Raw genomic sequence first — 15,859 nt, 5'->3', positions numbered from 1 at the left:
CGCTTTATTCCGCCGACGCGCAACGAATCCATCAGCACACAACGCATCACTTGAACCGGCCCGTCCGCTCATTCGCCTCCGGCAACTGCCGCGTCTCACGCAATGACTTTGGATGCCACAAGCGCGCGCCCCCTTCGATTCCCGCATCGTTCGATACGGTCGCGACATTTGCGGGCAATTTGAACGTCAGCCGCGCCGCGTTGCCACCGCCAATCCACAGCTTGTCATAGTTCACCAGCGAATTGAGAATGCCGATTATCTTCTGGACCCGGCGATTCCAGCGCTTGTTTCCTGCCTTCTCGCGCGCTGCGTCGCCGATGTACTCGTCGTACGCCACCCCCTTCTTGCTGACCGGATGATGCGCAAGCTCGAGGTGAGGCATCAACTCGCCGTCGCGGAACAGCGCCGTGCCCGCGCCCGTGCCAAGCGTCAGGACGAGCTCGATCCCATGACCTTCGATCGCGGCAAAGCCCTGCATCTCCGCGTCGTTGATCATGCGCACCGGCAGACCACCGAGGCGTTGCGCCAGCGAATCCGCAAGCGGAATATCGTGCCAGCCTTCAACGCCAAAATGCGGCGCCGTCAAAATGCGGTTGTTGCGCACCACACCCGGAAAGCCAATCGACATCAGCGTAGGCGGCTCCTTTTCGACGAGCGGCTCGACCAGCCTCACCAACGCATCCACCAGTTGATCCGGCGTGCACGGATGCGGCGTAGGCACGCGCAAACGGTCGGTTTTCATCTGACCGTCCGCATCGATGATCGCGGCTTTCAAGCCCGTGCCACCGACATCGATCGCCAGAATCCGCTCGATACTGCTTTTTGCTTTCGTCTTACGTGTGGCCACGGTGTCCCCCGATTGTGTTGGTGCGCCTCATGGAATTACTTCTTTTCGACTGCATCCTGCTTTAAAGGTCGCCATGCATGGCCGTCGCGTGCGAGCAGCGCGTCTGCTTCAGCAGGTCCCTCGCTGCCAGCAGCATAACCGTGCACCGGCATCGCGCCGCCAGTCTTCGGGTGCAGCACGTCGTCCACCGCGCACCAGCTCGTCTCGATGCTGTCGGCGCGCTGGAACAGCGTCTCGTCACCCAGCATGCAGTCGTACAGCAAAGTCTCGTAGCCAACGTTCGCCCGTTCGGCGAAGAAGTCCGCGTAGTCGAAAGAAGACTGCACCGCGCCGATCTGCATCACCGGCCCCGGCGTCTTCACATTGAAATCGAAGCTCGTGCCGTGCGCGGGATCGATGCGCAAGGTCAGCACGTTCGGCGTCAGCGCGTCGACCGGTGTATCGCGGAACAGACGGAACGGCACCGGCTTCAGTTGTACCGAGATCTCCGTGCGGCGCGCGGCGAGCCGCTTACCGGTGCGCAGATAGAACGGTACGCCCGCCCAGCGCCAGTTCTCGACGTACACACGGGCGGCGGCGTAGGTTTCGGTCGTACTGTCCGGCGCGACGTCCGGTTCCTCGCGATAGCCGATGCCCGCCGGACCCTTTTCGTATTGACCGAAGACGACGTCGTCGGCAGTCAGCGGCTGGATTGCGTCGGAGATTTCAGCCTTCTTGTCGCGCACGGCTTCGGCATCGAACGAATTGGGCGGCTCCATGGCGACCATGCCGAGCAACTGGAACAGGTGGTTCGGCAGCATGTCGCGGAACGCGCCGGTCTGCTCGTAAAATTTGCCGCGTCCCTCCACGCCGATCGTTTCGGCCGCGGTGATCTGCACGCTGTCGATATATTCGCGCCGCCAGATCGGTTCGAACAGCGCATTCGCAAAGCGCACCGCGAGAATGCTCTGCACGGTGTCCTTCCCGAGAAAGTGATCGATGCGATACACCTGCGACTCGTCCGCGTACGACAGAATGTGCGCGTTCAGATCACGCGCCGAAGCGAGATCGGTGCCGAATGGTTTCTCAATCACGATGCGGCGGAAGCTGCCCTCACCTTCTTTCAGCAAGCCCGCTTTGCCGAGATGCTCGACGATCGGTTTAAAAAAGCGCGCAGTGACCGCCAGGTAAAAAATCACATTGCCACCCGGCGACTGATCGAGCTTTTGCTTGAGCATCGCGAACGTGTCGTCGGTTTCGAACTCACCGGCCATGTATTCGAGCCGCTGCGCGACCCAGTCCCACGCTTTGTCGTCGAGCTTGCCGGCATGGAAGGTGCTGGCTTTGTCGGCGGCGAACTGTTGCAGCGACTTATGCAAGTCTTCGCGCCATACGCTCGTCTCGCGTTCGCCGTGATTCACGCCGATGATCTTCATGCCGTCATCGAGCAGGCCGTCCACCGCGAGGTTGTACAGCGCGGGCATCAGCAACCGTTTGGTCAGATCACCGCCCGCACCGAAGATCACCAGCGTGCAAGGCGGCGCAGGTCGTTTGCCGGCCGGCGACGATGGTGCCTCATGCGGACCCGCGCCGACTTTGCAACTGGGTTCGCGACTAGCGGAAGTTGGGGTGTTCGGAGTAGTCGACATGGGATTCGCTTAAGGAAGGAAGCCAATGGAACGGACGTGGCGGCACATGAAAGACCTCGCTACTTGGTCACCGCCGTTACCAGCGCAGGCGCAGGTTCGGGCGCGGACTCGGGTGTGTATGCCGGAGCAGGCGCCGAAGTCGACGTCGGCATCGGTGCCCGGTCCGGCTCGCCAGCCAGCGGCACATTGCCGGATGCGCCCATCGCCCTCGGTTGCAGAAGCAGCGCCACCAGGCCGCTCCAGCCGGTTTGATGCGAAGCACCCACGCCACGCCCGTTGTCACCATGGAAATACTCATGGAACAGCACGAGGTCACGCGAACGCGGGTCGGCCTGCAAAAGTGGATACGCGCCCATCACCGGACGTTCGCCATTTCTGTCCTTCAGGAACAATGTGGTCGCCCGGCGCGCCAGTTCGTCACCAATTTCGCTGAGCGAAAACTTCTGCCCTGAGCCGGTCGGATATTCGACACGGAAGCTATCGCCGTAGTAACGATGAAATTCGTACAGCGATTCAATCAGCAGATAGTTCACCGGCATCCATACCGGTCCGCGCCAGTTCGAATTGCCGCCGAACACCCGTGTGTCGGATTCGGCCGGCAGATACTTGACGGTGACGCTGGTGCCGTTGTGGTTGAACTCGAACGGATGGTCGCGATGGAATCGCGACAGCGCCCGCACGCCGTGATCGGAGAGGAATTCGCTTTCGTCGAGCGCTCGACGCAGCAGCGCTTTCATCCGATGCCCGCGAAGCAGCGAGAGCAGTAACGCATTACCCTTGCCGGGCTCGTTCCAGCGCGAGACCAGCTTCGCCAGATCGGGGCGATGCTCGAGGAACCAGACGAGCCGCTCGCGCAGACCCGGCAAGTGACCATGCAAACGCTCTTCAAGCACGTGCACCGCGAAAAGCGGAATCAGGCCTACGATCGAGCGCAGGCGCATAGGAATATTGCTGCCGTCGGGCAGGCGCAGTTTGTCGTAGAAGAATTCGTCTTCGCTGTCCCATAGACCGGTATCGCAACCGTCGTCGCAACTCACGGCCTCGGCGATATACAGGAAGTGCTCGAAAAACTTCACACCGATATCGACGAACACGTGGTTCGCATACGCGAGTTCGAGCGCGATCCGCATCAGGTCGAGCGCGTATGCGGCCATCCAGGCGGTGCCGTCGGCCTGATCGATGTGACCGCCAGTTGGCAGCGGCGACGAGCGGTCGAACATACCCACGTTGTCCAGTCCGAGAAAGCCGCCCTGAAAAACGTTACGGCCGTCCGCATCCTTGCGGTTCACCCACCACGTGAAATTCAGCAGAAGCTTGTGAAATACGAGTTCCAGAAAATCCCGATCCGCCTTGCCGGTCAGCGCGCGGTCGATTTCATAGACGCGCCACGCGGCCCAGGCATGCACGGGCGGATTCGCGTCGCCGAGCGCCCATTCGTAGGCGGGTATCTGGCCATTCGGATGCTGATAGCGGTCCTTCACCAGCAGCAACAATTGCCGCTTGGCAAACGCAGGATCGATCAGCGCGAACGCGGCCGCATGAAACGCCAGGTCCCATGACGCGTACCACGGGTATTCCCACTTGTCGGGCATCGACACGATGTCCGCGTTGCACAGATGCCGCCAGTCCGCATTGCGGCCGCGTTTGCGGGACCCAGGCGGCGTGGGTTGCAGCGGATCGCCTTCGAGCCAGCGCTGCACGTCGTACTGGTAGTACTGCTTGGACCACAGCATGCCGGCGAGCGCCTGGCGCTGCACGAGGCGTGCATCGGGATCGTCGATTTCGTGTTGCAGCGCGCCATAGAATTCATCGGCCTCGGCGATGCGGTGAGCGAACACCGCATCCGCATCGAGTTGCGTGTCGTCGGGCGCCGACTGCGGACGCCAGCGCATGTACACCACGGCGCGGCCATGCGGGCCGAGTTCAATCGAAGCATGCGCACCCGCCTTGGTGCCGGCATCGCGACGGACCGCCTGCTCGTCGCCGTGGACGAGGTAGTCGTTGAAGCCGTCCTTGAACGGCCCCGCGCCCTCCATGTTGAACAGACGCTTGACGTTGGTGTCGTTCTCGCAGAACAGCCACGCCATCTGCGGCGCGTCTTTCGACCACGCTGTCACGACGATCGGCTCATGGCCATGCTGCTTGCCGACCACATGGACTTCACCGTTGTGATCCTTGCCCGCGACAAGCGACGGCTTGTCCTTGTTTTCCTTCCACGACCACGAATTGCGCGCCCAGATCTGCGGCAGCACGTCGAGCGAAGCCGCCTCGTCCGCGCGATTCTCGATCGTCACACGCATCAGGATGTCGTCGGGCGCATGCTTCGCGTACTCAACCTGCACGTCGAAGTAACAGCAATCGTCGAACACGCCGGTGTCGAGAATTTCGTATTCCGGCATGTCGCCGCCACGCCGCGCGTTTTCCTGCACGAGGTCGTCGTACGGAAAGGCGGCGTGCGGGTACTTGTAGAGCATCCGCATGTATGAATGCGTGGGCGTGCCGTCGACGTAGAAGTACAGCTCTTTTACGTCCTCGCCGTGATTGCCCTGGGCGTTGGTGAGGCCGAACAGACGTTCCTTCAGGATCGGGTCTTTGCGGTTCCACAGCGCGAGCGACACGCACCAGCTCAGTTTGTCGTCGCCGAAACCGGCGATGCCGTCTTCGCCCCAACGGTAAGCGCGGCTGCGTGCGTGGTCGTGGGGGAAAGAGTCCCAGGCGGTGCCATCCGCGCTGTAATCCTCGCGCACCGTGCCCCACTGACGCTCGCTGAGATACGGCCCCCAGCGTTGCCAATGGGCACAGTCGGCGGAGTGCAGGCGGGAACCTTCGATCGTATCGAGCAGATTGGCAGCGCGCAGCGGTGGCATGACTACGTCCTTGCGTCGGGCCTGGCGGTGGGACTCACATCGTAGCGCGGTTTAAGGGGCGATGGACTCCAATCGGGCAAGCAGGTTTTCGATGCGCAGCAACTCCCCCAGCGACCACGCCTGAAACGGCGTGCCGGCGGGCGTGTGCGGCGCATCGCCGTCGGCAATTTCGGAGAGATGGTCGAGGCCGGCGTGATCGAGATGCGCGTACAGCGGGTCGAGAAAGCGCGCTTTGGCTTGTGTACGGGCATCCGGCTCGGCGCCGTGAACCCGCAGCCATGCTTCGACGAATGGGCCTAGCAGCCATGGCCAGACCGTCCCTTGATGATAGGCACCATCGCGCTCCAGCGGCGTGCCGCCGTAGTGCCCGCGGTAGGCAGGATCGGACGGGGCGAGCGTTCTGAGGCCAAGCGGCGTGAGCAAGTGCGCTTCGACCTGATCGACCACCGCGCGCGCCGCCGCGTCTTCGAGTAACGGAAACGGCAGGCCGCCTACGGCGAAGATCTGATTTGGGCGGATCGAGCGGTCAACCGCACCTTTCACGAAATCCACGTCGACGTTATCGACGAGCGCTTGCGTCGCCGGATCGGTAAAACGTTCATGAAACGCTTGCAACGCTCGCTCCGCAGGTGGCTGCCACTGCGGATTCCACGTTGCTGCAATGCGCAATGCGTTGATCCAGAGTGCCTGCACTTCCACGGGTTTGCCGATGCGTGGAGTGACCACCCAATCGCCGACCTTTGCGTCCATCCACGTGAGTTGTACACCGGGGACGCCGGCGCTCAGGAGGCCGTCGTCGGCGGAGGCTTTGATGTTGAAGCGCGTGCCGTTCGTGTAGCCCAAGAGGATGGTTTCGACTGCCTGCTGCAGGCGTGCTCGGGTGTCGGCTTTTGCGTGGCTCGTCGCCAGATAGTCGTGGACGGCGATGACGAACCATAACGATGCATCGACGGAGTTGTATTCAGGGGTGTCACCGTAGTCGGGAAAGCGATTCGGCAGCATGCCCTCGGACAAGGTGCCCGACCATTCGAGCAGGATCGCTTCGGCTTCGTCGAGGCGCCCCGTTGCGATCAGCAAGCCGCGCATGGCGATGAACGTGTCGCGGCCCCAATCGGTGAACCATGGAAAGCCGGCGAGGATCGTGCGACCTTCGTTGCGGGCAACGAGGTAGGCATCGGCGGAACGTTGCAGACGTGGGCCAAGTGCGCTGCGGCGCTGCTGTTCGATGTTTGCGAGTTCCGTTGCCTGGGCGGCTAGGTTCACGCCTGCCGGCTTCGTTACACGGTTGCCGATGCCGGCCGACTCCGCTGCATAGTCGGCGACTGCCTTCGTACCTGCCGGCTCCGACGCGGATACTGAGGACGGCTCCGACACGGATGCTGAGCATGCGATCGACGCGCTGAGGATCATCACCGCTTCGCCATCGGCAAGATTGAAGCTGAACACGCCGGGCGTTGCCAAGTCTTCGCTGAAATCGAGGCCACGCTCGCGCTCGCGAACGTAGCAGAAGTTTCGGTACCAATCAGGTGCGTGCGCGTAGACGCCATTGGTCGCCGCATTAACGACCGGCAGGTCGCCATAAGGCTGCCAACTCGTGCACGCCTGATCGCTGCTCGTCTGCACGTTGAAATTGAACGCGGAGTTTTCGTGGTGCAGTGCATGGTAATCGCGCCCGGAGAGCAAGGGCCGGACTTTCAGGGTGAACGCACCCGCGCCAGAAGCCGCCTCAGAACCTTCCAGCCGCCACCGCAAAACCGTTTCGCGCGTCGCTTTGCTCACGAACGCTTCCGCTATCAGCGTTTTCTGCGGATCGAGTTGCAAACGCCATGTCGGCCACGGGTCGGTGTCGAACGCGAGAAGACTCGCTGTCAGGTCGGGATAGATCACGTCCGGCACATACCGCTGCATGCTCAACGGATAACGCTGGCCGTCCGCTTCGAGCCACGCTTCCACCCCGTTCACGAGTACCACGCGCCCGCCAGGCGCGCGCGTAGCCGTGAGCAGCAACGCGTGATAGCGGCGCGTGCGCAGTATGCCGACGGTTCCCGAAGCGAAGCCGCCGAAGCCGTCTGCTTCGAGCCATTCGTCTTCGAGACGCGTGATGTCGAAAGGTCTTTCGATGCGTGTCATGGCGCTGCCAAGGTATACAAAGCCGCAAATCGTTCGGTGTGCCAAGGCTTCAGCCGTATGGCGCTAACGTGACCATTCTCCTGCTTACTGCTTTCCATTTCCTTTCTACCAGCCGACATTGCGACGCAAGTCTATCCACTCGCAAACGTTTCACAATTATTTCTCGAAAGGAATGGAGACTGCATCCGCCGCCACACATTGGATGCAGACATGAGAACAGACACCCGCCTGGCCAGCGCCGTTTTCGTTGCACTCGCAACTTTCGCGTTGAGCGGTTGCGGCGCCGATGACTCCGGCTCGGCCTCGACGTCTTCATCGCCAACCGCCGCTAATAATGCTGTCGCGCAAAACGCCACGACAGTTCCCGTGGCGGGGATGCTCAACGCATCAGCGCCACTCGCAGCCGGCCCTGCCGCCGCGTCCGACCCGATCACACAAAACATGCAAGCCAGCCTCGCTGCCGACAGCCAGCAAGTCACGCCCGTGATGCATTACGCACCGGGCGACAACGCCAACAGCAACTGACCTGACTCCTCCGGCGCGCGCGAGGCGCGCTATTCTTTCCCCACCCGCAGAAGGTGATATTCGATGACATCAAATAGCCGTCGCCGTTTCCTGCAGACCGTGGCTTCATCCGCCGGCGCCGCCGCCGCGCTGACCGCGCTGCCCGAGTCCATTCGCAATGCGCTTGCCGTGCCCGCGTTTTCGCGCACCGGCACCATCCGCGATGTCGAGCACATCGTCGTGTTCATGCAGGAGAACCGTTCGTTCGACCACTACTTCGGCCACCTGCGCGGCGTACGTGGTTACAACGACCGCTTCCCGATTCCGCTGCCGGGCGGCAAGCCGGTGTGGTATCAACCGTCGAAGGAAGACCCGACCCAGCCGGTGCTGCCGTTCCATCTGAACACGGCGACGACCAGCGCGCAATGCGTCGGCGATCTTGACCATACCTGGTATAAGACGCATGCCGCCATCGACGGCGGCCGCTACGACCAGTGGCCCGCGAACAAGACCGACATGACGATGGGCTATCACCTGCGCAGCGACATTCCGTTCCACTACGCGCTGGCCGATGCATTCACGATCTGCGACGCCTACTTCTGCTCGCTGCCGGGACCGACGCACCCGAACCGTTCGTATCTGATGACCGGCATGGTCGATCCGACCGGCACGCTGGGCGGTCCGCTGCTCGACAACAACGATTTCGTCGACGGCGACGGTCCGCCGAATTATCAATTGCTCTCGTGGACCACGTACCCGGAACGCCTGCAAGCCGCGGGGATTTCGTGGCAGGTGTATCAGCAGGGTTTGACCGGCGCCGATCCGTTGAATGGCAACTACGGCACCAACGTCCTGCAGAACTTCGCGAACTTCATCAACGCGCAGCCGGGTTCGCCGTTGTATGAGCGTGCGCAAACCGTGCGCACCATCGACGACCTGAAGGCCGACGTGCTGGCCAACAAGCTGCCGCAAGTGTCGTGGCTGTGCCCGCCGGCTGTGTACTCCGAGCACCCGAGCTATACGCCCGCATACGGCGCGGAATACACGTCGCAGATTCTCGATGCATTGACGTCGAATCCCGAAGTGTGGAGCAAGACCGTGCTATTCATCATGTACGACGAGAACGACGGCTTCTTCGACCACCTCGTGCCGCCACAACCGGCGACGACGCCGGCGCAAGGCCAGTCGACGGTCAGCACCGACGGTGAAATTCACAACGTGGTGAATCCGGCGCGTGGCGGCAGCTACACCGCGGACGGCCTGCCGTACGGCCTCGGCCCGCGCGTGCCGATGACGATCGTATCGCCGTGGAGCAAGGGTGGTTTTGTGTGCTCGCAGGTGTTCGATCATACGTCGGTGATTCGCTTCATCGAAACGCGCTTTGGTGTGTATGAGCCGAATATCACGCAATGGCGCCGCGCAGTGTGCGGTGACCTGACCACGGCGTTCGACTTCCGCACGCCGGATTCGAAGGTGCCGCCGCTGCCGGACACGAGCAACTACAAGAGCATCGCCGACAATCAGTGCGCGACGCAGCCGAAGCCGACTGTGCCCACGACGCTCGGCGCAATTGACCCGCAGGAAAGCGGTATCCGTTTCGCCCGTGCGCTGCCGTATGAGTTGCACGTGAACGGTCACGCGGATGTAAAGAAGAACACGTTCGAGATCGTGCTTGCCAATAGCGGCGATCAAGGCGCGCATTTCTACGTGTACTCGACGAATCGCACGGATGGTCCGTGGCGTTATACCGTCGAGGCCGGCAAGTCGCTCAATGAAAGCTTTGACCTGACGACGACGAACGGTGTGTATGCATTCGAGGTGTTTGGGCCGAATGGTTTCGTGCGTAAGTTTGCGGGGAATACGCAACCGGCGACGGCGCAAACGGCGCAGGCAGCCTCGGGCGGCCATGGCAACGGCAAGCCCGCGCAGCCGGAAATCAAGGTGCAATACGATGTTGCGAACGGCAACGTGTTTCTGAAGTTCAGCAACAAGGGAGGCGGTGTTGCGCGCTTGACGGTGACCGACAACGCGTATGGGGCGCGGACGCGTCCGGTGCTGGTGCCGGCGGAGGCGCATATCGAAGAGGCTTGGGTGCTGGCGTCGAGCCATCATTGGTATGACTTGACGGTGACGAGTAACGATGACGCCAGCTTCTCGCGTCGCGTGGCTGGGCACGTTGAGAATGGCCGGCCGAGTATTAGTGATCCGGCGGCTGTGGCGCCGGTGTTGGTGGTGAATTAAGGGCGGGTGAAGCTGGATGGGCTTCGGTTGAGCGGCTGCTTTGTTGGGTCGCTTGATCGAAGTTCAGAAGTTTGCTGTCGTTGCGCTGAGGGCATGTTGCGGCTGTCTTAGGCCGATTGGCCAAAGTTATATAGTTAGCTTAACAAAGTGAATTTTAAGAGAAGGGTGCACTTATAATTTGGCGGTCGTCAAAACAATGACGACCGGGTGTGAGAGCCCGACTGTTCCGATCGCATAACCTGTTATGCAGGTCCGTGCGTTTGCCTCAACGCGCCTTCAACGGGCGGGTGATGGCGAGGGGGCCGCAAGGCTCGCCGGCTTGTCGGGACACCGGTCTCTCAACCTCGCTACGTGCCCGCCCACCCGTTTGCAGCGAGTGTCGGGCGATTTCGAGAATCAACCGGAAATCGCGCCATGAGCAAACCCGCTGAAGCTCCGTTTATGAACCCTCGTCTTTCGGTGAAGCCCGCTGAATATAAGCGACTTGCCGGCGAGGTATTGGAAGCAACCCGCACGTATGTGGAACGGCTTTCATCGCTGGCTATGCTAGCCAGGACGCTGCGCAAAGGTATCGCGATGAACCATTGCGACCGTCGCGACCGTCGCGACCAGATGTTGCTTGCGGAGTTGTTGGAGCGTACGGCACATCAGTACGAAACCGAGGCGAACATTGAGCGGGGGAAAATGACGGTCGTGATGGCCGATGCGGAGGAAGCAGAATCGAACGCTGCACGGCGCAGGAAAGGGCTGGGTGAATCAGTGGCGCCGCACTCGAGAACGCGCAGGAAGGTCGGCGCTGGCATAACAGCATTGGCATGACATACGGCCGCGCTCTGCACGAATTGGCGGATAGCGGTACAGTGAATCTCCGCCCCTACTTACCGATGGAGACGCCATGGACCGCGAAGCATTCACTGAAAGCCTGACGAAAGAAGGATTCCCTGAGGCCGTCGTTGTGACGCGCGAGGCGAACACCACGATGGATGTGCATGAACATTCATTCGAAGCGAAAGCGTTGATTCTGGAAGGCGAGTTGCAGATACGCGTGGGCGACACCGAGCAAGCATATAAAGTCGGCGACGTCTTCCACTTACCGGCGAACAAACCGCATGCAGAGCGCTACGGTCCGAATGGTGTGACGTATCTGGTGGGAAGGAAGTAAGAAAACCTGCAGACGGCAGGCGCACCCAGCAGGCTGGCGTGGTCTGAAAACACCAGTGCGCCTGGCCGTCAGCAAAACGAATGACTCACGCCCCCAACAAGATCCCGGTCCTGAACGCCTTCTTCCCCGTAACCCGCCCCAACGGCGCCCCCGCCGTCACAAACCGAATCGCGCGCCGCATATAAAACACCCCTTCGGTGTTGCTACATAGCGTAGTCGTCTCGTCAGTCAACGGATCGACGATATCAAACAGCGCCTGCCCGACACGAATCGTGTCGCCGATCTTCGCGCGATGAATCAGAATTCCGCTAACAGGCGCATAGAACTGCTCGCTGCCAGCGAGCGGCGTAGCGGGCGCGAGCAACTCGGGCAAAGGCTTCACATCGAGCTTGATAGCCTTGCGCCAGACCAGATAGTCAATCAACGCGTCTGCGTCCTCCTGCGCGACTTCATAAGACACGTCCCGCTGCCCACGGCACTCCACAGTGACAGCAATCGCCCCATTGGGTACCGGTTTATCAGCAGGCATAGCTTGCTGCAGTTGCCACCACAACAAGCTATGCGTCTCATCAAACGACTCACCGCCCGAGTTAGTCGCGAGCAACGAAGCCTGCGCCCCCAGATACCGTGACAAAGGCTCAAACTCAGGCCACGCCGCCTCACTGGTATAGAGGTGCATCGCCGCTTCCAAAGAGCAATGCAAATCGATCACCACGTCCGCATCGAAAGAAAGCTTCAGCAGCGCCAGTTGCAGCGACTCGAACTCAGTCAACGGCTTCTGCTCGGCGAGTTCAGCAGCGATCAACTCGCGAACAATCCGCCGATTCTCCGCAGCATCCGAACCCAAGGCATCCTTAGCCCGCTCCACCAGCTTCGAAAACTGCATGAAGTGTCGATTGAAGTTCTTGCCGCTGCCCAGATCGAAGCGCCCAAGAAACTGCCCGAGAACATACTGCCCAAGCCCAACCGGATTCGCCACCGGCACCAGCACAATCTCGGCATTCAACGCACCTTGCTTCTCCAGTTCGAGCAATCGACGCTTTAGCAAAACCGTCGTCAACATCGCCGGCGTTTCATCGGCATGCAGCGACGACTGGATATAGATCTTCTGTCCGCTATCCGCGGGACCAAAGTGAAACGACACCAGTTCGCGGTGTGTGCCGATAGCCGGCGATAGAAGCGGAATCGATTGCTTGTTCATGAGAGCGGGAAGCCTGGAGAAGGATATGAAGTAAGAGAATCAATTGCCGTACGGATCGAAGTCAAAATACTTCTTCGCAATCTGCGCGTACGTACCGTCCTTGCGCATCGAAGCAATCGCCTCGTTAATGGACACCTGCACCGCAGTCTCATCCTTGCGCAAGCCGATGCCCACGCCGCGATCACCCATCGAAAGCGGCTCGCCGACAAACGCAAACCCCTTCCCCGCCGGCGTGCGCAAAAAGCCGTAGTCGGCTTCAACAGATCCGAGCAGCGCGCCATCGAGGCGACCGTTCTGCAAGTCGGCGAACACCTCATCCTGACTCTTGTACGCAACCACGTGCACGCCAAGCGGCGCCCAATTCTTTAGCGCGTACCCTTCGAACTGCGTCCCCGACTGCACGCCGATCTGCTTGCCGGCCAACGCATTCAACCCGCGCGCGAGCGCCGAACCTTGCCGCGCGATCAGCCGCGATTTGAACCGGAACAGCTTCGACGAAAACAGAATCTGTTGCTCGCGTTTCTCCGTGATCGCCATCGACGAAAGGATCGCGTCGATCTTGCGCGCCTGCAGCGCGGGAATCATCCCCGAGAACTCGAGTTCGACCCATTGGCAACGCGCATGGATGCGCCGGCAGATTTCGTTGCCGAGATCGACGTCGAAACCTTTAAAGCTGCCGTCGGGCGCCTTGGAGTCCATTGGCGGATAGGTCGGATCGATACCGAGGCGCAGCATGGCGGGGTCGGCGGCAAACGCACAACTGCTGAAAGCCAGCGCGGCGCTCAAGATCATCAGCGGAATTTTCATGGGAGGCGGGTGTGGGTTGGGCGGATTACTACAGGGCCATCCTATGCCGCCGTTGCGCCTCAAAGAAGCCCCGAAAGTAATATCATGATCACTTTTACCGATCACAGAGACTTCTCATGGCGCTGACGATCTCCCAGCTACGCGCGTTCACCGCCGTTGCCGAGCACGGCAGCATCCGCGCGGCGTCGCGGGCGCTCGGCATCGCCCAGAGCGGCATCACGCAGCAGTTGCAGAATCTCGAATCGATGCTGGGCGCGACTTTATTCACCCGCACGAACCGCGGCATCGCGCTGACCGCGCTCGGCCAGCGGCTCTTGCAGCGCGCCGGCGCGATTCTCGGCGAATGCGAGCGGGCCGAGCAGGAAGTGCAGCAACTGCGTGGCGACTACGCGGGCGAGGTCACGTTCGGCATGACCACGGAGCCGCTGATTGACGCCTTCGCGCCGGTGCTGATGGAATTCCGCGCGCGCTTCGAGCGGGTCGCCGTACATTTGCGCACCGGCACCTCACGGATGATGATTTCGTGGATTCGCGAAGGCACGCTCGATTTCGCTGTCGCGCTAGTGTCGAAGTACACCGATACGGCCGATCTGTCCGTCACGCAGCTCTATCCGTCCGATCCCGTGGTCGTCTGCCGTCGCGGTCATCCGAAAGCGGGCGCCACCTCGATTGCCGATCTCGTCGGTTGCACGTGGGTGGCAACGCGCTCGCCGAATCTCACCGACGATCCGCAGGTCAATCGCCTGAACCATCTGTTCGAGAGCCGCGGCCTGCCGCCGCCGAAAATCATCGCGACGGTGGAAGGTCTGTACGAGACGCTGCATCTGGTGGGAGCGACGGACTGCCTGTCGCTGGAGTCGTCGATCGTCGTGAAGCGTGGGCCGTTTGCGAGCACCCTCACGTCGATCAATGTGCCCGAACGCGCAGTCGAGCAGAACGTGTGCCTGCTGCAACGCGCGGCGATTCCCGTCACACCCGCCGCACAGGAACTCGCGACGATGATTGCGTCGTACATGCGTACAGTGCGGGCGCGATGAGCGCTGGGGCATAAGGAGCCCGACGAGGGCCGCTTTAGCGTCGAACGTGCATTCGCAATGCACAACGCTTGCGGTGGCCTGGCGTACGGCCGACGGTTCGCAGCGACCACGCTCGACAGAATCAATTTGGCGTTTCGAGCGCGATCAACTCCTCGATGGTCTGCCTGCGCCGAATCAACCGCGGCGTGCCGTTTTCCAGCAACACCTCAGGCGCCAACGGCCTGCTGTTGTAGTTCGATGACATCGACGCACCGTACGCCCCCGCGTCATGAAACACGATGAAGTCCCCCACTTCCGCCGTCTGCATGGAGCGGCTCGTGACGACACCGCCCGCCTCCTGCGTAAACACATCGCCGGCCTCGCACAACGGCCCGGCCACCGCGAAAGAGCCAGCCGGCGCTTCGCTCGGCACGCCATTACCCTTCACCACCGTCATCTCATGATGGCTGCCGTAGAACGACGGCCTCACCAGATCATTGAATCCCGCATCCACCAAGGCGAACTGCCGGTTCGGCCGCCGGTTCAGCGCGTGCACCTCGGCAACCAGCACACCCGCTTCTGCAACCAGAAAGCGCCCCGGCTCGATTTCGAGTCTCACGCGATGCCCAAGATGCGTTTCGATCTGCCGCCGCGCCGCGTCCCAAAGACGGAAATAATGCTCGACGTCGATCCGCGGCTCACCTTCCCTGTACGGCACCGATAAACCGCCACCGGCCGAAATCGCTTCGATATCGTGGCCCAAGCCTTGCACCGCTTCGACCATTGCATCGCACACGCGCGATAGATGCGTGTAGTCGACGCCGGAGCCGATATGCATGTGCAGCCCGACCAGCTTCAGACCGTAACGTCGCACCATGGCAATCGCCAGCGGCACGTCGTCAAGCCAGATGCCGTGCTTGCTGTGCTCGCCGCCCGTGTTGGTTTTGTTGCTGTGTCCGTGGCCGAAACCGGGATTGATCCGCAACCACACACGGTGACCTTCAGGCGCGTGTCGTCCAATACGGTCGAGCATATCGAGCGAACCGGCGTTGACCGTGATGCGATGCTCGATCACGGTGGCCAGCGTCGCGTGATCGACAAGATCTGCCGTAAACACCACGCCCTCAGGATCGCCGTCCGGCTGGAAACCCGCCCCGAGACTACGCGCGATTTCGCCTGAAGACACCGCATCGACCATCGCCCCTTCGTCGCGCATCAGCCTCAGGATATGCACGTTCGAACACGCCTTCTGTGCATAGCGAATCACGTCGAAGCTGCGCAATTCGGCGATACGCTGGCGGATCACGTCCGCGTCATAGACCCAAATGGGCGTGCCGTACTGATGCGCGAGTTCGACGAGTTGCGGTGGATTGAATGTGGTCACGGTTGGCGGCCCTCTATATCGAAGCATTAGTGAGCACCATGATGCTGAGAACCGGTCATTCAGTAAAATACC

12 protein-coding genes are annotated in these 15,859 nt (G+C 61.2%); 5 read left to right on the top strand and 7 right to left on the bottom strand.

Translation table 11 applies throughout. From position 1 onward, the window contains the following. Nucleotides 1–46: 46 nt before the first annotated feature. Genes P3T25_RS33175 through P3T25_RS33160 form a run of 4 tightly spaced genes read right to left on the bottom strand, consistent with a single transcriptional unit; the run spans nt 47 to nt 7,472 of the window. On the bottom strand, nt 47–847 hold the full coding sequence (locus tag P3T25_RS33175; RefSeq protein WP_429361216.1) for an ROK family protein: 801 nt from the start codon (nt 845–847) through the stop codon (nt 47–49). A gap of 35 nt (nt 848–882) precedes the next feature. Further along, on the bottom strand, nt 883–2,475 hold the full coding sequence (gene zwf / locus P3T25_RS33170) for a glucose-6-phosphate dehydrogenase (protein WP_429361214.1): 1,593 nt from the start codon (nt 2,473–2,475) through the stop codon (nt 883–885). A gap of 59 nt (nt 2,476–2,534) precedes the next feature. Then, entirely contained in the window at nt 2,535–5,342 is a 2,808-nt protein-coding gene (locus P3T25_RS33165) for an MGH1-like glycoside hydrolase domain-containing protein (RefSeq protein ID WP_429361212.1), read from the bottom strand. A gap of 51 nt (nt 5,343–5,393) precedes the next feature. Further along, nucleotides 5,394–7,472, bottom strand: a complete 2,079-nt coding sequence (locus tag P3T25_RS33160) for an amylo-alpha-1,6-glucosidase (RefSeq protein ID WP_429361210.1) — start codon at nt 7,470–7,472, stop codon at nt 5,394–5,396. 210 nt (nt 7,473–7,682) lie between these two features. On the opposite strand from P3T25_RS33160, the gene P3T25_RS33155 reads away from it, so the two are divergent. From P3T25_RS33155 to P3T25_RS33140, 4 genes are all read left to right on the top strand, one after another. Continuing rightward, nucleotides 7,683–7,997 (top strand): hypothetical protein, encoded by a 315-nt coding sequence (locus tag P3T25_RS33155; RefSeq protein WP_154565217.1) that lies wholly within the window; start codon nt 7,683–7,685, stop codon nt 7,995–7,997. Between the two features lie 63 nt (nt 7,998–8,060). Then, complete coding sequence (locus tag P3T25_RS33150; RefSeq protein WP_429361207.1) at nt 8,061–10,217, top strand: phosphocholine-specific phospholipase C; 2,157 nt, start codon at nt 8,061–8,063, stop codon at nt 10,215–10,217. A gap of 414 nt (nt 10,218–10,631) precedes the next feature. After that, complete coding sequence (locus tag P3T25_RS33145) at nt 10,632–11,036, top strand: hypothetical protein (protein ID WP_429361205.1); 405 nt, start codon at nt 10,632–10,634, stop codon at nt 11,034–11,036. 76 nt (nt 11,037–11,112) lie between these two features. Further along, a complete protein-coding gene (locus P3T25_RS33140; protein ID WP_429361203.1) occupies nt 11,113–11,379 on the top strand; it encodes a cupin domain-containing protein in 267 nt (88 codons plus the stop codon). An 85-nt stretch (nt 11,380–11,464) separates the two neighbouring features. On the opposite strand, the gene P3T25_RS33135 is transcribed toward P3T25_RS33140, so the two are convergent. Then, complete coding sequence (locus tag P3T25_RS33135; protein ID WP_429361201.1) at nt 11,465–12,580, bottom strand: succinylglutamate desuccinylase/aspartoacylase family protein; 1,116 nt, start codon at nt 12,578–12,580, stop codon at nt 11,465–11,467. A 39-nt stretch (nt 12,581–12,619) separates the two neighbouring features. After that, nucleotides 12,620–13,387, bottom strand: coding sequence for a transporter substrate-binding domain-containing protein (locus tag P3T25_RS33130; protein WP_429361199.1), 768 nt, complete (start codon nt 13,385–13,387; stop codon nt 12,620–12,622). 116 nt (nt 13,388–13,503) lie between these two features. On the opposite strand from P3T25_RS33130, the gene P3T25_RS33125 reads away from it, so the two are divergent. Further along, complete coding sequence (locus tag P3T25_RS33125) at nt 13,504–14,424, top strand: LysR family transcriptional regulator (protein WP_429361197.1); 921 nt, start codon at nt 13,504–13,506, stop codon at nt 14,422–14,424. 121 nt (nt 14,425–14,545) lie between these two features. Here the strand turns inward: P3T25_RS33125 and lysA are convergent, their stop codons facing one another. Beyond that, nucleotides 14,546–15,814: a diaminopimelate decarboxylase gene (lysA, locus tag P3T25_RS33120; RefSeq protein WP_429361195.1), complete on the bottom strand. Its 1,269-nt coding sequence runs from the start codon at nt 15,812–15,814 to the stop codon at nt 14,546–14,548. Between the last annotated feature and the right edge of the window lie 45 nt (nt 15,815–15,859).

The organism is Paraburkholderia sp. GAS32 (assembly GCF_050434225.1).
Lineage (GTDB): Bacteria > Pseudomonadota > Gammaproteobacteria > Burkholderiales > Burkholderiaceae > Paraburkholderia > Paraburkholderia madseniana.
The sequence above is the reverse complement of the archived record's forward strand: the minus strand, read 5'-3'. Positions and strand labels throughout refer to the sequence as shown.